At 64.2% G+C, this 20,910-nt stretch carries 18 protein-coding genes and 2 pseudogenes; 13 read left to right on the top strand and 7 right to left on the bottom strand.

Features of this window, described 5'->3' with window-relative positions; all coding sequences use genetic code 11:
- Window position 1 precedes the first annotated feature (1 nt).
- The 6 genes and pseudogenes from G6P99_RS39835 to G6P99_RS39810 all read left to right on the top strand — a co-directional run bounded on the left by G6P99_RS39835 (window position 2) and on the right by G6P99_RS39810 (window position 5,477).
- Window positions 2–1,072 (top strand): aldose epimerase family protein, encoded by a 1,071-nt coding sequence (locus tag G6P99_RS39835; RefSeq protein WP_029082808.1) that lies wholly within the window; start codon window positions 2–4, stop codon window positions 1,070–1,072.
- 35 nt (window positions 1,073–1,107) lie between these two features.
- Entirely contained in the window at window positions 1,108–1,986 is an 879-nt protein-coding gene (locus tag G6P99_RS39830) for an SMP-30/gluconolactonase/LRE family protein (protein WP_029082809.1), read from the top strand.
- A gap of 59 nt (window positions 1,987–2,045) precedes the next feature.
- A complete protein-coding gene (locus G6P99_RS39825; RefSeq protein ID WP_029082810.1) occupies window positions 2,046–2,792 on the top strand; it encodes a TetR/AcrR family transcriptional regulator in 747 nt (248 codons plus the stop codon).
- Between the two features lie 19 nt (window positions 2,793–2,811).
- The gene (locus tag G6P99_RS39820; RefSeq protein ID WP_029082811.1) at window positions 2,812–3,681 is read left to right on the top strand and encodes an ABC transporter substrate-binding protein; all 870 of its coding nucleotides are present in this window, start codon (window positions 2,812–2,814) and stop codon (window positions 3,679–3,681) included.
- Window positions 3,681–4,608 (top strand): annotated as a pseudogene (locus G6P99_RS39815) (DUF1932 domain-containing protein). The gene G6P99_RS39820 and the pseudogene G6P99_RS39815 overlap by 1 nt, the downstream one beginning before the upstream one ends.
- A gap of 86 nt (window positions 4,609–4,694) precedes the next feature.
- The gene (locus tag G6P99_RS39810; RefSeq protein ID WP_029082812.1) at window positions 4,695–5,477 is read left to right on the top strand and encodes an SDR family NAD(P)-dependent oxidoreductase; all 783 of its coding nucleotides are present in this window, start codon (window positions 4,695–4,697) and stop codon (window positions 5,475–5,477) included.
- Window positions 5,478–5,808: 331 nt separating this feature from the next.
- Here the strand turns inward: G6P99_RS39810 and G6P99_RS39805 are convergent, their stop codons facing one another.
- Window positions 5,809–6,621, bottom strand: a complete 813-nt coding sequence (locus tag G6P99_RS39805) for an enoyl-CoA hydratase (RefSeq protein WP_029082813.1) — start codon at window positions 6,619–6,621, stop codon at window positions 5,809–5,811.
- A 390-nt stretch (window positions 6,622–7,011) separates the two neighbouring features.
- On the opposite strand from G6P99_RS39805, the pseudogene G6P99_RS39800 reads away from it, so the two are divergent.
- The 3 genes and pseudogenes from G6P99_RS39800 to G6P99_RS39790 form a co-directional block, all read left to right on the top strand.
- A pseudogene (locus G6P99_RS39800) lies at window positions 7,012–7,344 on the top strand (PilZ domain-containing protein); the annotation flags it as partial.
- Between the two features lie 219 nt (window positions 7,345–7,563).
- Window positions 7,564–9,360, top strand: a complete 1,797-nt coding sequence (locus G6P99_RS39795; protein WP_029082814.1) for a flavin-containing monooxygenase — start codon at window positions 7,564–7,566, stop codon at window positions 9,358–9,360.
- Window positions 9,361–9,618: 258 nt separating this feature from the next.
- Complete coding sequence (locus tag G6P99_RS39790) at window positions 9,619–10,428, top strand: aminoglycoside phosphotransferase family protein (protein WP_165126049.1); 810 nt, start codon at window positions 9,619–9,621, stop codon at window positions 10,426–10,428.
- 233 nt (window positions 10,429–10,661) lie between these two features.
- Here G6P99_RS39790 and G6P99_RS39785 read toward each other — a convergent pair whose 3' ends face one another.
- Window positions 10,662–13,148 (bottom strand): arylsulfatase, encoded by a 2,487-nt coding sequence (locus G6P99_RS39785; RefSeq protein ID WP_205751546.1) that lies wholly within the window; start codon window positions 13,146–13,148, stop codon window positions 10,662–10,664.
- A 285-nt stretch (window positions 13,149–13,433) separates the two neighbouring features.
- Entirely contained in the window at window positions 13,434–14,138 is a 705-nt protein-coding gene (locus G6P99_RS39780) for a hypothetical protein (protein WP_029083051.1), read from the bottom strand.
- Between the two features lie 173 nt (window positions 14,139–14,311).
- Here G6P99_RS39780 and G6P99_RS39775 point away from each other — a divergent pair, with 173 nt between their 5' ends.
- The 4 genes from G6P99_RS39775 to G6P99_RS39760 all read left to right on the top strand — a co-directional run bounded on the left by G6P99_RS39775 (window position 14,312) and on the right by G6P99_RS39760 (window position 17,415).
- On the top strand, window positions 14,312–14,932 hold the full coding sequence (locus tag G6P99_RS39775; RefSeq protein WP_029083050.1) for a class I SAM-dependent methyltransferase: 621 nt from the start codon (window positions 14,312–14,314) through the stop codon (window positions 14,930–14,932).
- A 98-nt stretch (window positions 14,933–15,030) separates the two neighbouring features.
- Complete coding sequence (locus tag G6P99_RS39770) at window positions 15,031–15,441, top strand: DOPA 4,5-dioxygenase family protein (protein WP_029083049.1); 411 nt, start codon at window positions 15,031–15,033, stop codon at window positions 15,439–15,441.
- 78 nt (window positions 15,442–15,519) lie between these two features.
- Window positions 15,520–16,176: an EAL domain-containing protein gene (locus G6P99_RS39765; RefSeq protein WP_246709769.1), complete on the top strand. Its 657-nt coding sequence runs from the start codon at window positions 15,520–15,522 to the stop codon at window positions 16,174–16,176.
- A gap of 270 nt (window positions 16,177–16,446) precedes the next feature.
- Complete coding sequence (locus G6P99_RS39760) at window positions 16,447–17,415, top strand: DUF2778 domain-containing protein (RefSeq protein WP_246709768.1); 969 nt, start codon at window positions 16,447–16,449, stop codon at window positions 17,413–17,415.
- Between the two features lie 69 nt (window positions 17,416–17,484).
- Here the strand turns inward: G6P99_RS39760 and G6P99_RS39755 are convergent, their stop codons facing one another.
- The 4 genes from G6P99_RS39755 to G6P99_RS39740 are packed head-to-tail and all read right to left on the bottom strand — an operon-like array spanning window position 17,485 to window position 20,905.
- Window positions 17,485–18,528: a 5-methyltetrahydropteroyltriglutamate--homocysteine methyltransferase gene (locus G6P99_RS39755; RefSeq protein WP_029083046.1), complete on the bottom strand. Its 1,044-nt coding sequence runs from the start codon at window positions 18,526–18,528 to the stop codon at window positions 17,485–17,487.
- Window positions 18,529–18,560: 32 nt separating this feature from the next.
- Window positions 18,561–19,430, bottom strand: a complete 870-nt coding sequence (locus tag G6P99_RS39750; protein WP_029083045.1) for a fumarylacetoacetate hydrolase family protein — start codon at window positions 19,428–19,430, stop codon at window positions 18,561–18,563.
- Window positions 19,427–20,092: a polysaccharide deacetylase family protein gene (locus G6P99_RS39745; protein ID WP_029083044.1), complete on the bottom strand. Its 666-nt coding sequence runs from the start codon at window positions 20,090–20,092 to the stop codon at window positions 19,427–19,429. The genes G6P99_RS39750 and G6P99_RS39745 overlap by 4 nt, the downstream gene beginning before the upstream one ends.
- 12 nt (window positions 20,093–20,104) lie before the next feature.
- Window positions 20,105–20,905, bottom strand: coding sequence for an ABC transporter permease (locus G6P99_RS39740; RefSeq protein WP_029083043.1), 801 nt, complete (start codon window positions 20,903–20,905; stop codon window positions 20,105–20,107).
- Window positions 20,906–20,910: the final 5 nt, after the last annotated feature.

Here is a 20,910-nt window from a genome sequence, read left to right as displayed (position 1 = left end):
AATGACTTCGGCCGGAATTAGTTGCGCGCCCTTCGGCATGTTGCCCGATGGTACCGTGGTCGAGCGCGTGACGCTGCGCGGCGAGCACGGCTTTGAGGCCGCCATCCTTCCCTTCGGCGCCACGCTGCAGGCGCTAGTAACGCCGGATCGCGACGGACAGTGCGACGACATCGTGCTCGGTCACGACGCGTTCGACGGCTATCTCGGGCAGCGCAAATTCTTTGGCGCGACCGTTGGGCGTTACGCCAACCGGATCGCCGGCGCGCGCTTCATGCTCGATGGCGAAACGGTGCAGCTCGACGCCAACAACGGCCCCAACGCGCTGCATGGCGGGCTGCAGGGTTTTGATCGCAAGCTGTGGCGGATCGCCGAACTCAGCGACGGTCCGGGGCCGACGCTGGTGCTGGAGCGCGAAAGCCCGCATGGCGAGGAGGGCTATCCGGGCAATCTGGCGACGCGGGTGACCTATCGCGTGCGCAGTCCGATGGAGCTCGCGGTGACCTATGAGGCGACCACCGACCGGCCGACCTGCCTCAACCTCACCAATCACAGCTTCTTCAATCTCGACGGTGCGCGCTCAGGCACGCAGATCCTCGATCACCGGCTCACGATCGCTTCCGACCATTTTCTCGCGGTCGATGCCACCGCGATCCCGCTGCCGGGGCCGCCGCGGCCGGTCGACGGCACGCCGTTCGACTTCCGCAAGCCCACAGCGATCGACGCGCGGATCAGGATGAATGACGAGCAGCTGCGGCTCGGGCGCGGCTATGACCACAATTTCTGTCTGGCCGCGGGGACCGGCCTCCGCTTCGCCGCGCGCCTCGAGGCGCCGCACAGTGGCCGCGTGATGGAGCTGTTCACCGATCAGCCGGGACTGCAGTTCTATTCCGGCAATTTCCTCGACGGCTCGACCGCCGGTAAGGGCGACCGGCTGTACCGCCAATCCGATGCGCTGTGTCTCGAGCCGCATGCCTGGCCCGATGCGCCGAACCGGCCCGACTTTCCGTCGGCGCGGCTCGATCCCGGGCAGATCTATCGGCGCAGCGCCATCTATCGATTCTCGACCGTGTGAGTGATGCCATGACTGATCGAGCCGCCGAGCCGCCGATGGAAGAGGTGCCGACATCGATATTGTCGGCCGAGCGCTGTCATCTCGGCGAAGGCCCGACCTACGATGCGTCAACCGACACCGCTTGGTGGTTCGACATCCGCGAGCGTCGCCTGTTCGAGCATCGCTTTGCCAGTGGGCGGACCGTGATCCACAACCTGCCGAACATGGCGAGCGCGTTGGCGCGGATCGACGGCGAGCGGCAGCTTGTCCTCACCGACGACGGGCTCTATGTGCGGCAGATCGCCAATGGCCACATAGAGCTGTTCGCTGCGCTCGAGGCCGACAACCCGGCGACGCGCTCCAACGACGCGCGCGTGCATCCGTCCGGAACATTCTGGCTCGGCACCATGGGGCGCAATGCCGAGCAGGGAGCGGGCGCGATCTACACCTTGCACCGTGGTCGCATCACGCAGCTTTATCCAGACATCACGATCCCGAACGCGATCTGCTTTTCACCCGCGGGCGATGTCGGCTATTTCGCTGATACCGCGACCAATGTGCTGTACCGGGTGCCGCTCGATGCCGCGACCGGATTGCCGGTGGGCCAGCCCGCGGTCCTGATCCAGCATCAAGGCACGGGCGGGCTCGACGGTGCGGTCGTCGATGCCGACGGGCTGATCTGGAATGCGCGCTGGGGCGGCGGCTGCGTCGACATCTATGATCCCCGGGGCAAGCGTCTGCGCTCGCTGCGCGTGCCGGCAAGCCAATCGAGTTGCCCGGCCTTTGTCGGCCGCGACTTCTCGCGTGTGCTTGTGACCTCGGCCTGGCAGGACATGGATGACGCGCAGCGCGCGGCCGATCCCGGGCATGGCAAGACTTTCCTGCTCGACGCCGCCGCGCGCGGCCGAGCCGAGCCTGACCTCAAACTGTCCTGACCGCGCGCTTGTTGGCCGCCTTGTTGACGCGACCTGATTATTTGGACGATAGTACAAATATGGTCCGCAAACCTGCCAAGTTTGGCGTTAAGGCCGACGTCAAGGCCGCAAGCTCACGCAAGCCGAACATGCGCGAGGCGATCCTCGCCGCCGCCGAGGAGCTGTTCTCGACCTACGGCTTCAACGCCGTCTCGGTGCGTGACATCGCGCAGGCCGCCGGCGCCAATCCTGGCAGCGTGACCTATCACTTCAAGACCAAGGACGGCCTGCTGCTGGAAATCTACCGGCGGCATTGCGGTCCGATGAACCGGCGGCGCTCCGAGTTGTTGGCGGCGGCGCGGCGCGTGCGCGATTTGCAGGACCGGCTGGAGGCGATCGTGCGCGCCTATGTGCTGCCGGCCTTCACCTCGGGCAGCGACCTTGCCGGCGGCGGGACGCGGTTCACGCGGCTGCGCGCGATCATGTCCGCCGAAGGAAACGAGGTCGTGCGCAAGATCATCGCGCAGACGTTTGACGACACCAGCCACGCCTTCATCGATGCGATCCATGAAAGCCTGCCGCATATTCCGCGCACCGATCTGGTCTGGCGCGGCCACTTCCTACTCGGCGCGCTCTACTACACGCTGGTGACCCCCGAGCGCGTTTCGCGCCTGTCGCGCGGCAGCGCCGACGGCACCGACGCCGGCCACGCCATCGAGGAACTGGTGCGCGCGACGGTGGCCGCGCTGCAGGCTCCTCCACTCGATCCTGTGACGCCTGCCCCGCGCAAGGCACCGGGCGCAATTCCCGGACGAGCGCTGACCTGATCCCGCGGAGGCGATCGCCATGGAGAAACTTCGGCTGCGGACCGTGCTCGGCAATCACCCGCACATCCAGGCGGTGAGGAACGGTGAGCTGCGCTCGGAGCTGTTCGACCTCGACTTCACCGAGTTCACGCCGACCAACGCCGCGTTCAAGCCGATGGTGCGCGAGCAGGCGTTCGACGTCTGCGAGATGGCCATCGTGACCTATCTGATGGCCCACGCGCACGGCAAGCCGCTGGTGCTGTTGCCGGCAGCGATGGTCGGCCGCTTCCAGCACGGTCACGCGCTCTATCGCGCCGACCGCGGCACGCTCGTGCCTGCCGATCTCGAGGGCAAGCGGGTCGGCATCCGCTCGTTCACGACCACGACGGGAGCATGGATGCGCGGCATCCTGGCCAACGACTACGGCGTCAACCTCGACAGCATCGACTGGGTGACCTTCGAGGACCCGCATATCGCCGAATATGTCGACCGCACCGAGCGTGCGCCGAAGGGCAGCACCATCATCCAGATGCTGAAGGACGGCGAGCTCGACGCCGTGCTGGGCGAGACCTCGAGCGACCCGGCGCTCAAGCCATTGTTCGCCGATCCGGCCGGCGAGGCGGCGCGGTGGTATGCGCGGCATGGTGTCGTACCGGTCAATCATCTGGTGGTGGTGACGGGACAGCTCGCGACGTCGCGGCCCGACGTGGTGCGCAGCCTCTACGAGCTCCTCAAGCGCAGCAAGGCCAGGGCTGGTCCGCCCCACGTGCCGGACCTGGTGCCGTTCGGCGTCGAGGCGAACCGCAGGCCGCTCGAACTGATGATCGACTACTGCGCCCAGCAGGCGTTGATCCCGCGTCGCGTCGCGGTCGACGCGCTGTTTGACGACACAACACGGGACTTGAACTGATGACAATCTCCAGCGATCCGCGACAATGGCAGATCGGCATGCTCGGCTATGGCGAGGTCGGCCGCATCCTCGCCGAGGACCTGCGTAAGCTGGGCGTCAAGGTCGCGGCCTATGACATCAAGCTCGACCGCGGGCAGGGCGCGCCGCTGCGCGCGCACGCGGCGGAGATCGGCGTCGCGCTCGCCCAATCCCACGCCGATCTCGCGGCGCGGGCCGATTTCATCATCTCGGCGGTGACGGCGAGCCAGGCGGTGGCGGTGGCCGAGGCCTGTGCACCCGCGATCCGGAACGGCGCCTGGTTTCTCGATTTCAATTCGGCCTCGCCCGGTGCCAAGCAGCGCGCCGCCGTGCACATCGATGGCGCCGGCGGCCGCTATGTCGAAGGCGCGGTGATGACTTCGCTGCCGCCGTACCGGATCAAGGTGCCGCTGCTGCTCGGCGGCCCGGGCGCGCGGGAGCTGGCGCCGCTTTTGGTCGCGCTCGGCTTCGCGGCCAAGGTCGCGAGTGACGAACTCGGCGTGTCCTCGGCGGTCAAGATGTGCCGCAGCATCATGATCAAGGGCCTGGAGGCGATGGTGATCGAGAGCTTTACCACCGCGCGTGCCTATGGCGTCGAGGATGCGGTGCTGGCCTCGCTCAAGGAAACCTTCCCTGCCATCGATTGGGAGAAGCAGGGCGCTTATTTCTTCCAGCGGGTGATCGAGCACGGCCGGCGCCGCGCCGAGGAGGTGCGCGAGGTGGCGGGCGGAGACCGTGCGCGAGGCCGGGCTTGCGCCATGGTCCGCGTCTGCTACCGCCGAGCGGCAGGGTTGGATCGCCGATCTTGCCGATGAAGGCGTGTTCGGGCGTAAGGGAACGCCGGACTTCGCCCGCAGCGCGGACTGGCGGATCGAGGCCGATAGAATTCTCGCGCGCATAAAGTCCTGAATCCTCCTGCGGAGAATCCGTCGCGTTCCCTGCGGACGCGCGATGCGCTATTGCTCCTTGAACAGTCTTGATCTGGAGGCACTACCATGAAGAATTCCGGCAAGGTCGTCGCCATCACGGGGGCGGCGCGCGGCATCGGCAAGGCCTGCGCGGCGCGCTTCCTGTCCGATGGCGCCAGGGTCGTCATCTCTGATGTCGACGCTGCTGGGCTCGTCCACACCGCCAACGAACTCGGACATGAGGATCGGTTGCGGGCCGTCGAAGCCGACGTCAGCAAGCGCGCCGATGTCGATCGCATCGTCGCTACGGCGGTCAAGGAGTTCGGCCGGCTCGACGTCATGGTCAACAATGCGGGCGTGGCGCGCAACCGCGATTTCCTCGACATCAGCGAAGCCGAATTCGACGATGTGATGGGGATCAACCTCAAGGGCGCGTTTTTCGGCGTCCAGGCCGCAGCGCGGCAGATGATCGCGCAGGGCGGTGGCGGCGTCGTCGTCAACATGTCCTCGGTGAATGCGCTGCTTGCGATCCCCTCGCTTGCGACCTATGCGATGTCCAAGGGCGCCATGAAGCAGCTCACCTCGGTGGCGGCCGTGGCGCTGGCGCCGCACGGCATTCGGGTCGTGGCGGTCGGACCCGGCACGATCCTGACCGAGATGGTGGCGACGGCGATCTTCTCGTCCGAGGATGCCCGGCGCAGCGTGCTGTCGCGCACCCCGGCCGGCCGTTGCGGCGAACCGAGCGAGGTCGCCTCCGTCGTGGCCTTCCTCGCCAGCGACGATGCCTCCTACATCACCGGCCAGACCATCTACCCCGACGGCGGACGGCTGATCCTGAACTACACGGTGCCGGTCAACGAGAAGAAGTAGGGGGCAGGTTCAAGCACGAGCACAGCGAAACTCCGCGGCCTGCCGTTGCAAGGGCCCATTGCCAAAATATCGAAAACAACCCCATGCAAAGTAGCCCGCGGCTGCCGACGTTCGACACGGCAACTTGACACGTCGGGCAAATCGACGGTATTATTCGATTATTCAGAAAATCGCGCAATAGCCATCCGGTGTCATCACCCGCGCATGCGGGTGATCCAGTATTCGAGAGGCGGTCGTGCTTGAGCCGATGGGCCGCGGCGTACTGGATCGCCCGGTCCAAGTGCGCAATTGCGCACAGGCTGGGCGATGACAGGTGAGGATGAGGACGCCGCTACCGGCCCTTGAACTTGGGCTTGCGCTTTTCCATGAAGGCGCTGCGGCCCTCGCGGAAATCCGCGCTGTCCATGCAGTCGATGCCGATCTGCTTGATCGCGGCCATGTCGCGATCGGCGGGATCCTTCAGCACCTGCGCGATGGTGATCTTGGCGGCCTTGATCGCCAGCGGCGCGTTGCCCGAAATGGTGCGCGCGATCTCCATGGTCGCGTCCCAGAGCTCGGCGTCCGGCAGCACGCGATCGACGAGGCCGATCCGCAGCGCTTCCGTGGAGTCGATCCGCATGCCCGTATACATGATCAGCCGCGCCCAGGACGGGCCGACCAGCGACACCAGATGGCGCAAGCCCTCATAGCCATAGGCGATGCCGAGCTTGGCCGCGGGAATGCCGAACTGGCCGCTGGCGCCGGAGATGCGGATGTCGGTCAGCATCGCGACCTGCATGCCGCCGCCGAGGCAGAAGCCGCGGATGCAGGCAATGGTCGGCTTCGGATAGTCGGCGAGCAGGGCGCGCTGGGCCGCGCTGCGCCGTGAATATTCCTCGGAGGCCTCGGCATTGTGCCTGGTCTTCTCGAACTGGCTGATATCGGCGCCCGACACGAAGGCCTTGTCGCCGGCGCCGACCAGGATCACGACGCGGACATCAGGATCGTCGCGCAAGGCGATCAGCGCCTCGCCGAGCCCTTCCCACATCTCCAGCGACATCGCATTGCGCTTGTCGGGATTGTTGAAGGTGATGACGCCGACGCCATCGACCACGCTTTGCAGGATCTTGCCGTCGGCAAGCGCTTTATCTGACATGTTTGGCATCCGAGGGTCCGGTCTGATTTCGGCCAAGCCTAGCACCCGGGCGGAAGCCGGAGCAGGCGCTTTAGGGCACGGCGCGATTGCATCGGCGTGCGACAACTCTCCCGGTAGTTGTGCGGCCCGCAAAATAAACCGTTGTGAAAGGGTTACGCCATAGAGTGCGCCGCCCGTGCTCCGTGCCGGTTTAACTTTTTCCTAGTTTTTCGACGGTACGACTGTACGCACCTGCGCGCCAAGGCTGCTTGCGTCCCAGCCCGCGGCGCGCTGGGACGCATGCCGCAGCCTTCCCGCTGCCGTCGCGTCGGTAGCGGACGTCCCCACCACCGGACCGGCAGAGAAGCCGGTCAACCCCCGACCTCCGTGCACTCACATCGCCTCGGGCGAGGTCCAGCCGTGTCTGTCGAAAAGTTTCTCAAGCAACACGCTGTCAGGATCTCGGTCAACGGCAGCTACACGCTGCCGAACTCGTACGACGCCCAGGGCAAATTGCGCACCTTCGCCTGCCGCACCACGCGCGTGTCGCCGTTCCGCATGATCGTGGACGTGCCTGTTGTCGGCAAGGTCGGCGACCGGCTGACCTCGTATTTCGAGGAGTTCGGCAAGTTCGAGGGCTGCACCACCGACACGATGAGCGGCAGCTTCCCGCTCGAGCTCGAGATGACGCAGGCTATGCGGGAGAAGTTCGCCGACAAGCTGACCTGGATCGAGAAGAAGCAGAAGAATCCGATGTCCGCAAAGGGCCACCTCCAGACTCGTGCACCGCAGCAAATAGAACTCTAAACCTACTAACTCGTCGATGGGCAAAGCGGCGTTGTTGCAGGCGGGCGCCGAGAGGTGCTGAAGCCGACCGGGAACCTGCCGTGCGAGTCTGGATTCCCGCGATGGTTGGGGTAAGGTTACGTTGCCTGCGCAGAAAAATATGAAAACGACGTTTGGGAGGAAGTGATGCTCGACACCACCCTTAGCGCGCGCGTCCAAGTTTTCCTCGACAAGTTTGATGCCGCGCTTGCGGCGGGCGATCTCGACGCCGCCGTAGGAATGTTCGCTCCGGATTGCTACTGGCGCGACCTCGTTGCCTTCACCTGGAACATCAAGACCATGGAAGGCCGCGATCAGGTCCGCGACATGCTCGCGCATTGCCTAGTGCGCGTGAAGCCGCACAACTGGAAAATCGCCGAAGGTGAAACGCCAACCGAGGCTGGCGGCGTGACCGAGTCTTGGATCTCATTCGAGACCGAGGTCGCGCGCGGATATGGACTCATCCGACTGCAGAACGACCAGATCTGGACGCTCTTGACGACGATGGCCGAACTCAAGGGCCATGAGGAAAAGGCCGGCTTCAGCCGACCGCTCGGCGCCAGGCATGGCGTCAATCCCGGCTCCAAGACTTGGAAGGAGCTGCGCGACGAGGAAGTCGAAGAACTCGGGTTCAAGACCCAGCCCCACGTGCTTGTCATCGGCGGCGGACAGGGCGGCATTGCGCTCGGTGCGCGGCTGCGCCAGCTCGGTGTACCGACGATCATCGTCGAAAAGAACGCACGCGCCGGCGATTCCTGGCGCAACCGCTACAAGTCGCTCTGCCTGCACGACCCCGTCTGGTACGATCACTTGCCCTACATCGATTTCCCCAAGAACTGGCCTGTGTTCTCGCCCAAGGACAAGATCGGCGATTGGCTGGAAATGTACACCAAGGTCATGGAGCTGAACTACTGGACGAACACTATGGCCAAACGCGCCAGTTGGGACGACGCAAGGAAGGAATGGACCATCGTCGTCGAACGCGATGGCAAGGAGATCACTCTGCGGCCCAAGCAGCTTGTTTTCGCGACCGGCATGTCGGCCAAGCCGAACATGCCGAAAATCAAAGGCATGGAAACGTTCAAGGGCGAGCAACACCATTCCTCTCGCCATCCCGGCTCCGGCGGCTACAAAGGCAAGAAGGTGGTGGTGATCGGCTCGAACAATTCGGCCCACGACATCTGCGCTGCGCTGTACGAGGCCGGCATCGACGTAACGATGGTGCAGCGCTCAACGACGCACATTGTGCGCTCGGATTCGCTGATGGCGACCCTCGGTGATCTTTATTCCGAACGTGCCGTCCGCAGCGGAATGACCACGGCCAAGGCCGATCTGATCTTCGCTTCGCTGCCCTACCGGATATTGAATCAGTTTCAGAAGCCGGTCTATGACAAGATCCGCCAGGATGACGCCGCTTTCTACGCCGGGCTGGAAAAGGCCGGCTTCAGGCTCGACTTCGGTGACGACGATTCCGGGCTATTCATGAAGTATCTGCGCCGCGGCTCGGGCTATTACATCGACGTCGGCGCCTCACAGCTTATCATTGACGGCAAAATCAAACTGTTCACTGTACAAGTCGAAGAAATCACGCCCAACGGCGTCAAGCTCGACAACGGCAAGGAATTGCCAGCGGACGTGATCGTGTATGCCACCGGCTACAGCTCGATGAACGGCTTTGTGGCCGATCTCGTGAGTCCCGAGATGGCCGACAAAGTCGGTAAGGTCTGGGGCCTCGGCTCGAATACGACGAAGGACCCCGGCCCGTGGGAAGGCGAGCAGCGTAACATGTGGAAGCCGACGCAGCAGGAAGGCCTATGGTTCCACGGCGGCAATCTGCATCAGTCGCGACATTACTCGCAATTCCTTTCCCTGCAGCTGAAGGCGCGCTACGAGAGCATCCCGACGCAGGTCTACGGCCTGCAGACTGTCCATCACAAGGCCTGAAATTGCCGAGTGCAGGAATTGCGAGCCCTATGTTATTTGCACCTCGCCAACGCAATGTCCGTGTTGTCTCGCTGAGCCGACATCGCTGACTTGATCCGTCATGTCGGAAAGGGGCCACAACCGGACTTGGCACCATTTAGCGGAGTGGACGAAGGTCTCTGCAGGTTGAAAGGCGATCATAGTGTCCGGCGGCCCCGCGACGAGAGGGGTTCCTTTTTGCTCGCCGCCGGTGTTTCCTCTGCACGGCGGAGAACGGGCATGCAGGGATCGCTGGGAGAGAAGATCGGCGAAGGCGTCTTCGCTGATGTCCACGCCTGGGTGCCCGGTCAGGTCGTCAAGTTGTCCAAGCCAGGTATCCCGCAGTGGGTCGTCCAGCACGAGACGCAAATGACCCGCGCGGTCTTCGCCGCCGGCGGCCCAGCGCCGGAGGTGCTCGGCGAAGTCACCCTGGACGGCCGCTTTGGCATAGTGCTGCCGCGGTTCGATGGGCCGAACCTGACGCAGGCTACGCGCACCGGCGCCATCACGCGTGAACAAGCGGGCGCAATCCTTGCGACGCTCTGCCTTGCCGTTCACAAGACGCGACCGCCGCCGCACGCACTCTCGCTGCGGGAGGCGATGGACGCCAGATTGCGGTTCGGCGGCAGCGTGCTTCCGGAGCGCATCACCTCCGGCGTCCTCGCGCTGATCGAGCACCTCGCGCCCGTTGACGTGCTGTGCCATTCCGATCTTCACCCCGGCAACGTGATTATGACGGCGCAGGGTCCGAGACTGATCGACTGGCTCGGCGCGGCTCGTGCGCCCGCCGCCTACGAGATTGCACAGTGCCATGTCCTGCTTGCCGAGATTGGCCCCGAACACGCCGACGATCCGGAGCGGGCCACGGTCAATTCGGTTCTGCAGGCGGAGTATGCGCGGCTGGCCGGCATAGCGCCTGTGGCGCTGACGGCGGCGATGCAGCCCTATTTGCCGATCGTCCGCGTCTTCCTCCTGCTCGGCGGGGCCATGCCTGACATGCGGGAGCGGCTGATCCAGCGCGTCGAGGCGGCCCTGCGCTCGGAAGACTGAATTATTTTGGTCGCGCGCGCGAGCCGGAGTGGCCTATCGAGCGAGCCGTCAGTGTCTCCTTTGGGTCAAAAGCGGCCCCTCTGCCGCACGCATGACCAACATCGGCTTGCCTCCCGGAAGCCGGCATGTCGGCGCGCTGAGCGAAGGTCAGCAACGGGCCAGGAGCGGACTGGTGTTGCGCGGGACACAAAGAGAGCCCTCCTCGCGTAACGGGGAAGGGTCAAGTCTTGCGCTCAAGCCTTGTGTTTGATCTTCACCGTGTTGATGGTGCCGGTGAAGGCGTTTTCCCAAGGATCGTAGTCATCGCACACTGGGGAGTAGGCATCCATGCCGATGTCCGCGGTCTCTCCGGCCAGCGACCACACCGCACCCTGCGTCTTATTGATGCGGCCTTCGCCGACTTTCCTGCCGTTGATTGACAGCACGCCGGTGCCGCCCTTGTGCAGGCCGCCGCCGTCATAGGTGAAATCATAGACCAGCGTGACCTTGCCTTCCGGTAGAGCCTCCTTGCCTTCGATGAAGTATTTCTCCCGCGCCAGCCAGTTGTAGGCGAGCTTGGGTCTTCCGTCCTTGACGTAAAGACTCCAGCCGCCGAACAAGCCACCCTGCGAAACCACCACACCGTTGGCGCCGCCTTTGGGAATGACCAGGTCGGCGGTGACAACATAGGAACGGCTGAGCGTGTCGATGAAGACATTTTCAGCCATGCCGGTCATCCCGGCGTAGTAGGTCACCTCGGTACGGCCAGCCATAATGTCGGGCCGTCCGGCATTGGTCGCATTCAGCCGTGCGAAGGATCGGTCATCCATCGGATAAACGCCGAACTTGATCGCCTCCTGATGGAATAGATCCTGCAGTTCTTTCAGCTTCGCGGGATTTTGCGCGGCGAGGTCGGTGGCCTGCCCGAAGTCCACGGCCACATTGTAAAGCTCCCATTTGTCCTTGGCGTAGTCATCGACGCGGGGGCTGCTCTCCCATGGCGCGCGGTGCATCACGCAGGCCATCCAGCCGTCCTTGTAGATGCTGCGATTGCCGCTGCACTCGTTGTACTGGACGGTGTGGCGATCCTTTGCCGCCGCATCGTCGAAGGAGTAGATCATGCTGGTGCCGGCCATCGGAATCTGCTCAACGCCGTTGACTATCTTTGGCTCGGGGATGCCGACGGCTTCAAGGATGGTGGGGCCAACGTCGATCAGGTGGGTATATTGCCTGCGGATTTCCCCTTTCGATTTGATGCCGCCGGGCCAGCGGATGACCATGCCCTGATTCTGGCCGCCGCCCTGGCAGGCATTGATGCACCAGGTTGCCGGCGTGGAGCCGGCCATTGCCCAGGCCACCGAATAGTTAGGGTAGGAGTTCGGTCCGCCATACTCGTCCATTCGGGTCTTGAGATACGGGATGTCTTCGGGTGCGTCGTTGAGGTTGGACCATTCGTTGAAGGTTCCGTTTAGACCACCGATCGCGGTGCCGCCATTGTCGCCGGCGATATAGATCACGATGGTATTGTCGAGTTCGCCGAGATCCCCGATGGCATCGATCAAACGCCCGATCTCGCGGTCGGTATGCTCGGCATAGCCTGCATAGACTTCCATTTGCCGCGACAGCACCTTCTTCGCGTCGTCCGAAAGGGCGTCCCATTTAGGAATTTCAGGAGGGTTTTCAGCAATCTTGGTGCCCGGAGGCATCAAGCCCATCTTTATCTGACGCGCCAGAATTTCCTCGCGTAGCTTGTCCCACCCCTGATCAAATTTCCCCTTGTAGACATCGAGCCACTCTTTCGGCGGCGTATGAGGCGGATGCGCACCGCCCGTGGCGTAATACATAAAGAACGGACGATCCGGCGTCAGCGAGCGCGTACCACGTATCCAGCCTATCGCCTTGTCCGTGATATCGACGTTGAAATGATAGTTTGGGTCGCGCGGCACGCCGAGTTCGGTAGTGCCATCCACGAGGTAGGGCCGGAACAAGTTCTTCTCGCCGCCGATAAAGCCATAGAATTTTTCAAAGCCCTGTCGCGCTGGCCAGCGGTCGAACGGACCGCTAATGCTGGTTTCCCACGGCGGCGTCTCGTGGCTTTTGCCGAACATCGACGTGCAATAGCCCCACTGTCGAAGAATTTCGGCGATGGGCGCAACGCTCTTAGGCCGCATGCCGGTGTCGCCGGGATATGAGGTCGCACCGTCAACTACTGCGGCTTGGCTATTTTGATGTTGATTGCGTCCGGTCAATAGCGCGGTGCGGCTCGGCGAACACAGACTGTTGACGTGAAAGTTTGTGTAGGTCAGCCCCTCTTTGGCGAGACGATCCATGGTCGGGAAGTTGATCGGTCCGCCGAAGGTCGATGGGTCCGCATAGGAAGTCTGGTCTTGAAGAATGACCAGGATGTTGGGGGCGCCCTTCGGCGGCCGGATCGAGACTGGCTTCGGCTGCGGCACCTTGCGCCAATCCGGCTCGGTGATGACAGGACGCTGCGGCTGCGGAAACGGCAGTATCTCGCCAAGCTTCGGCCCCGTCGATGTGGGCGCCGCTGCAGGTGCCGGTGCGGCCTGCTGCACTTGAGCGGTCGCTGGCGCTGTCGCCGCCAAAGCCGTCATCGCCGCGAGCGACGAACCACCTAGCAAAAGGTCGCGTCGTTGGATGCCGGCATCGCCACGCCTCTCTTTTTCGGATGCGTTTGAGGAGGATTCGTTCGGGGAACCGTCGTCTGGACGATCGCTCATAGCGTCCTCTCTTGTTGACGATTGAACCAGCCTCCTGGATGTACCGCGTCCATCAAAATCAGCGACGCCGCTGCTAACCAAGAGACCAAGCGGGATGTCGCTTGTTTTGATAGAGGAACGAAACCCCCGCGGTATCACGTTGATCTAAATCAATGGAAGACCGCTATGGATCAAAAGGCGACATCTCTGTGGTCGGGGCCGCGAGTGCGCTTTACCTCTCGAAAGCGGACATCCTGAATTTATAAGTACGCACCCTAGCCAGCGGCTGCGCGTCCGATTCGCGCATTACGTCAGCTCTTCCGGATCCTCGGCTGCGCGCAGGCGTGCGATGCTGTCTTCGCTCGCGTTGGCACCGGCCGCCGCGATCGCAATCTCCCGCCCCAGGTTGGTACATTCGGCCCACAGCAGGAAGAACACCAGCGGCGGCCGTTCGCGCGCCTCCAGCATCTGCCGGCAGCGCTCCGCGGCACCGTCGAGCGCCCACCACTGCCGGGCCACGACCATGACCTTGCGGAAGCTTCGCAGCGTGCCGGAGAATTTCTGCGGGTCGGCACCCACGATGGCGCCGCAATGATTCAGCCAGTTCAGCCCGGCGTAGATCGCAATCCCGTAATCCTCGATCGCGGTGCCCGTGAAGTCGACGACGGTGCTGTCGTGCGCGCGCTGGCGCAGGAAGGCGTCGATCATCTCCGCCTGGCGGGACGGATCGGCCAGCAGCGAGGTGTCCTGCCGCGGCACCATCGGAACATAGCGCATCGCTTCCAGCCGGGTGTGCTCCCAGATCGCTCTGGTATCGCCGAGCAGGTCGCCGGACTTGCGCTTGCAGGCCGGATAGACCAGCACGCCGTTGTCGGCGAGATCGAGATAGCGCGGCACGACCTTGTCGAGTGCGGCGAGAAACGCCAATGGATCGGTGAGGCCGCGCAAGTCGCCGGCGGCGTCCTCCGCGGGTGCAGGCTTGTTGACGCGTGTCCAGCCGAAATTGGCCATCCCCGGGCGCCCCGATCTCAACCTGTCCGTCAGGTTAAATGGAAAATGCGCCAAATCAACTGCGGCATTTGCCGCAACGCGCCCGCTGCTGCCGGTTGACGCGGGAAACCGCCGCGCCTAGCTCATGGTTGCGCAACGCGGGTTGCCGCCGCCGCTTTCGGAACGTACCGCCCATGACTGCATCCGACCGCCAATCGCATTGGCAGACCGTCTATCTGACCAAGGGCGAGCAGCAGGTGAGCTGGTCGCAGGCCGATCCGCAGCCGTCGCTGCGGCTGATCGAATCCGTCGCGCCCGGCTGCGACGCGTCGATCATCGATGTCGGCGGCGGGGCCTCGCGGCTGGTCGATGCGTTGCTGACGCGCGGCTTTCACGATGTCACGGTGCTCGATCTCTCCGAAGCTGCGCTGGCGAGCGCGCGGCAGCGGCTCGGCACGGCGGGCGACGCGGTACGTTGGGTCGCCGATGATGCGACGGTCTGGCAGCCGCAGCGGGCCTTCGACATCTGGCACGATCGCGCGGCGTTTCATTTCCTCGTCGAGGAAAACGATCGCGCGGCCTATCTCGACCGGCTGCATCGCGGCGTCCGGGCAGGCGGCCACGCCGTGATCGGCACCTTCGCGCCTGATGGTCCGGAGAAGTGCAGCGGCCTGCCGGTGCAGCGCTATGATCCGGCAACGCTCAGCCGGACCATCGGACCGGCCTTCGAGTTGATCGCCGAGGAGCGGCATCGGCACGTCACGCCCTGGGGAGCAGCGCAGTCGTTCCAGTTCAGTGTGCTGCGGCGGAAGTGACCGGCCGAAGGGGCGCGACTTGCCAAATCTGTGCAATATGTCGGTGAAGGTAGAGGCAGCTGCATTCGATGGGGCTGCCGGCCAGAAGGAGAGCTGAGATGACGGATGCGCCGCGCCCGATCGGCGAGATCGCGAGCTATCACGCCCATGTCTATTACGACCCCGCGAACAGCCGGGGTGAGGCGGAACGGCTGCGCAACTGGATCGGTGAGCGCTTCCTGGTCACGCTCGGGCGCTGGCACGATGTCAAGGTCGGTCCGCACGATCAGGCGATGTATCAGGTTGCGTTTGCGGCCGAGCTGTTTCCGACCCTGGTGCCGTGGCTGATGTTGAACCATGGCGGCCTGAGCATCCTGGTCCATCCCAACACGACCAATCCGCGCCGCGATCATCACGACGATCCGCTCTGGATCGGCGCGCCGCTTGCCGTCCATGCCGACAAGCTGCCGGAAGAGTCCGAAATGGAGCAGGCGCCGGCGCCGAACACGTCGCCGACATTGCGGCCCTGAGCACCCGGTTGCCGGGATGCGTAAAGTTTGACGCAATTGCATTACAACCAAGTCGTTTCAAGCTCGTCGCGTTTTGCAATGAGCGGCGCGAACTGCTGCTGCGGCTGCGCGACGAGAGCGGCCCTGGTGCCGCCCGGCAGCTTCCTGCCCGCAGCCGAACGTTACGGACTGATGCCGCTGATCGACCGCTGGGTGGTTCGCCGCGCCTTCGAGATCATCGCCGAGCGCAAGCACCATTCGCGCAGGGTCGCGAGCTACGCCATCAATCTCTCCGGCGCCACCATCGGCGACAGTGACTTCGTCGCCGAGCTGTTCGCGCAGCATGATGTTTCGCCGGCACTGGTGTGCTTCGAGATCACCGAGACCAGCGCGATCTCCAATCTCGACGAGGCGCAGAAATTCATCGCGCGGCTGCGCGAGATCGGCTGCAGCCTCTCGCTCGACGATTTCGGCACCGGCATGTCCTCGATCGCCTATCTGAAGCACCTGCCGGTCGACGTCATCAAGATCGACGGCTCGTTCGTGAAGGAGATCCTGAACAGCAAGGTCGATCGCGCGATGGCCGAGATGATCACCAAGACCGCGAAGATCATGCAGAAGCAGGTGGTCGCGGAATTCGTCGAGAGCCTCGCGATCCTGGACGAACTGCGCCAGATCGGGGTCGACTACGCCCAGGGCTACGCCATCGGGAAGCCGGTCCCGATCTTCACCCTCTGGGAAGAAAGGATCGCCTGAGGCGCCGAAATTGTCCCGAATCGGGACTTTTTGGGCCATTTCGGCCGGCCGAGCGCTGATTCTCAGCCACTTTCCATCCGAAAAACGTTTAAAAAACCTCTCGTTGCCCGCTCTGTCTCGATTATGCCTTACTCTAATTCCCTGATATGATGAGCGATCGGTGAATCCCACGTGGGCCGGGCAACAGGCCCCAGAGCACCGTATTTGGGGATGATGGGTCAACGTACGACGAAAGCTGCCGGGCGTAAGTCGAGCCGCGGCATATCCCTGATGGGCAGCACGGCGTTTGCCGTGAGCGCGCTTGCGCTGTCGGCTGGCCTTGCCGCCTGGGCGGTCGGCATCGATCCCACCGCTTGGCTGCACGGACCGGCGCTCGCCAACACCAGCGCCGCGCTGAGCTTCGAAGATCGCTTCGGCTCGCGCTCCACGCTCAATTCGGCCTCGCTTTATTATCCACTGCGCCGCGGGTTCCGTTCGAGCCGCGGCGATTTCAATACCGAGTTCGTTCAGATCGAGGATGCGCTGGCCGGCCAGTTGCGTGACACGCAGACCGAACAGGTGAGCCTGCCTGCGACGGCGTCCGTCGCCGCCACGACGCCTGCGACATCCGCGGTGCCGATGCCGCGGTCACGGCCGGCCGAAGCCAATCTGCTGGCACGGAACGATCAGCCGCCGCAGGCGCCGGTGCCGCAGGGTGACAACCGCACGTTCCTGCAGAAGATCGCCGACATGATGCCGGGCAAGCTGCAGCTGGCCTCGATCGATCCGAACGACGGATTGTTGTCCGGTCCGAGCCCCGATCTCGGCGCGCTCGGCTACGACAGCACCACGGCGGTCTACGACATCACCGGCCGCATAGTGTACATGCCCGACGGCACCAAATTCGAGGCGCATTCAGGCCTCGGCAATCTGCTCGACGATCCGGCCCACGTGAACGCCCGCAATGCAGGCGCGACGCCGCCCGGCATCTACGAGATGAAGCCGCGCGAAAAGCTGTTCCACGGTGTGCCTGCGCTGCGCATGACCCCGGTCGATGGCAGCGACCCGTTCGGACGGGTCGGCCTGCTGGTCCACAGCTACATGCTCGGGCCGAACGGCGATTCCAACGGCTGCATCTCCGTGAAGCACTACGACAGGTTCCTGCAGGCCTACCGCAACGGTACGGTCAAGCGCATCGCCGTCATCGTCAGCATCAAGGACGTTAAGTCGGCATCGACGCGCGCGCCGTCGAACTCGTAGGCCGAGTATGGCGTCGCCAGCGTCGCTGGCGACTGATTTTGCCTTATCATGCTTGGTCGGCGACGGCGGTTAGCCGATCTCTTTCCTGACCGTCGCGGCAGCGTCGCACATCGCCTTCAATTTTCCGAACGCGACGTGGCGCGGCATGTATTTCATGCCGCAGTCCGGTGCCACCACCAGCCGTTCCGCCGGCACATGCTTCAGGCCGTTGCGAATGCGATCGGCGACGATGGCGGCGGATTCGATCTCGGGGTTGCCGAGGTCGAGCACGCCGAGCATGATCTTCTTCGATGAGAGATCCCTGAGCACGCCGAGATCGAGCTTCGGCTGGGCCGCCTCGATCGAAATCTGGTCGGCGATGGTGTCGTCGAGCTCGGCGAGGAAGGAATAGCCGGCCGGCTTGGTCGAGCCCGGCACCACCGCGGCATATCCGAAGCAGAGATGCACCACGGTCGGGATCGTGATGCCCTCGAGCGCTCGATTGATCGCCTTCACCGCATAGCGCTTGGCGAGATCCGGATTGTTGCGCACCCAGGGCTCGTCGAGCTGGATGACGTCGGCGCCGGCCTTCTCGAGGTCGCGTGCCTCGGCATTGACGGCCGCGGCGAAGGCCATCGCGAGCTCCTCGTCGTCCTTGTAGAACTCGTTCCTGGCCTGCTGGCTCATCGTGAACGGGCCGGGCAGGGTGATCTTTGCGGCACGGTCGGTGTTGTTGCGCAGGAACTGCATGTCGTGCAGCTCGACCGGTCCCCTGCGCTTCACCGGGCCGACCACGCGCGGCACCGGCGTCTGCGTGTTGCCGGTGCGTGCGGTGATCATTGCGGGGTTGTCGGCATCGATGCCATCAAGGGCGGTGGCAAACCGGTTGGAGTAGCTCTCGCGGCGGATCTCACCATCGGTCACGATGTCGATGCCGGCGCGTTCCATGTCCCTGATCGCCACGATGGTCGCGTCGTCCTGCGCTTCCTCCAGATGCTCGGCCGGCAGGCGCCACATTGCGTGCATGCGGGTGCGGGGCACCGACTTCGACAGCATGGCGCGATCGACCAGCCATTCCGGCTGCGGATAGCTACCGACGACGGTGGTGGGCAGCAGATGCCTGGGCAGGTTCATAATGTCCTCCTTCTTCTTGTTGCGTGGCCGGCTCAAGCCGCCCGCGTTGCAGTTGCCGCAACTTCGTCCTTCACCGGGTTGCGCAGCACGCCGATGCCGGAAACTTCGACCTCGACAACGTCGCCATCCTTCATCCACAGCGGCGGCGTGCGATAGGCGCCGACGCCGCCGGTGGTGCCGGTGACGATGACGTCGCCGGGCACGAGCTCGGTGAAGGTCGAGCAATAGGCGATCAGCGTCGCGACGTCGAACACCAAGTCGGAGATCGGCGCCGCCTGCACCTCGACGCCGTTGAGACGGGTTGCGATGTGCTGCTTGCTGATGTCGGAAAGCTCGTCGGTCGTCACCATCCACGGCCCGAAGCCACCTGTGCCGACGAAATTCTTGCCGGGCGCGAATTGCGAGGTGTGGCGCTGCCAGTCGCGGATGCTGCCGTCATTGTAGCAGGCATAGCCGGCGACATGGCCGAGCGCGGCCTCGCGCTTGATGCGCCGGCCGGCTTTGCCGATGATAACAGCCATCTCGCCCTCATAGTCGAAGCGCTCGGACTCCAGCGGCCGGATCATCGGCTGTCCGGCGCCGACCTGGCTGTTGGCGAAGCGGGTGAAGATCATCGGATGTGGCGGCGTCGGATGGCCGCTCTCGGCGAGATGCGTCGCATAGTTGACGCCGATGCAGAAGATCTTCTCGGGATCGGGCACCGTCGGCAGCAGCTCGATATCCTTCAGCGCGTGATCGGCGCGCTCGCCTTGCAGCTTCTTCAGCTCATCCAGCGAGCCCTTCGTCAGCAACGCCTTCAGCGTCGGATACGCCGTCAGCCGCTTGCCGGCGTCGATCACCCCGGCGTCGGTCACGATGCCGTAGCTTGCGGTACCCGCCGCCTTGAAACTTGCGATCTTCATGGTCTCTCACTCTCTTCGATGGAGGAAACATAGTTCTGGATAGGAAGTGCGATCTCGCCGTTGCGGACAGGGACGCATTGCGGCGGAAAGTCCTGACGGAAGCGGGCGCCGCTGGTCTCGGCGCGATCGAGGAAGCGGTCGAGATGTGCCATCGCGCCGGTCGGCAAATCGTGCAGCACCAGCAGCGTCCATGGCTGTGCACGGCATTGCGCGAGCGCACGGTCGGCCCAGCCATCCGGATCGTCCCAGTCGCGCGGAATCGCGTTCCAGAGCACGCAGCTGTGCTTGTTGCGCGTCAGATAGTCGACCACGGAGGGCTTCAGCAGCCGGTCGTCGAGATTACCGCCGCCGCCAAACGGCCGGAACCAGCGGTTCGGGTGAGAGAGCTCGCCGATCGCGGCCTGGGTCCGGCCGATCTCGCGCTGGGCCGTGTCCGCATCCGGCTGCTGGCCGAGCGGAATGCTGTGCGTATAGGTGTGATTGCCGATCCAGTGGCCTTCGTCGCGCGCGCGGGCGGCGAGGCGGCGGCGTGCAGGGTCGCCGAGTTTCTCGCCGATCACGAAGAACGTGGTCTTGATGCCGCGTTCGCCCAGGATATCGAGCACGCGTGGCGTCACGTCCGGCTCCGGTCCATTGTCGAACGTCAAGGTCAGGTCGAACACGTCGCGGTCCCCTTACGTCGCCGGCTGCATTGCGCCGGAGCCGACTTCGTCGGCGGCGCTCTGGCCGGCGCGCGTGCCGGTCTGCCAGATCGCGGCCTTGCGCTCGACCCAGCGGATCACGGTGTTGAAGGCGATCGCCATGAACAGCACCAGCAGCACGCCGGCGAAGACGTGCGGGCTGTCGAGAATGGTGCGGTAGCGCGAGATCAAATAGCCGATGCCGGCCGAGGAAATCAGCATCTCCGAGACCACCACGCCGACGATGACGAGCGCGCCGCCGACGCGCAGGCCCGACAGCACGGTCGGTATCGCGGCGGGGATGATGACGCGGACCAGGCGCTGGCCCAGCGTCGCGCCCATGCTGCGGGCGGCGAGCAGCAGTTGCGGGTCGATGGTCTGAATTCCGGCCGCGGTCGCCAGCATGGTCGGCAGGAAGCCGTAGATCGAAGCGAAGGCGATCTTCGACTCCGAGCCGATGCCGAGCCACACCGTGAACACCGGATAGAGGATTACGAGTGGGACCGCGTAGAGGCTCGAGACCATCGGCATGATCAGAAGCCGCGGCCGCGGCAGGCTGCCGACGACGGCGCCGAGCAGGATGCCGCCGCCGCAGGCGAACGCCATCGAGACCGCGACCTCGTAGAGCGTCACCGCGAGCGCGTGGCCATATTCGGCGGCTTCGTTCCAGCCGGCGAGCAGCGTGGAGGACAGCGACGGCAGGAACAGTTCGGGGATCAACCCGGTGCGCGGCAACAGCTCCCACAGCGCAATCAGGCCGATGACGATCAGATGGCGAAGTGTTCTCGCGCTCATCATTG

This window comes from Bradyrhizobium sp. 6(2017) (assembly GCF_011058295.2).
GTDB lineage: Bacteria > Pseudomonadota > Alphaproteobacteria > Rhizobiales > Xanthobacteraceae > Bradyrhizobium > Bradyrhizobium septentrionale.
This window is presented reverse-complemented; position numbering and strand designations above follow the sequence as displayed.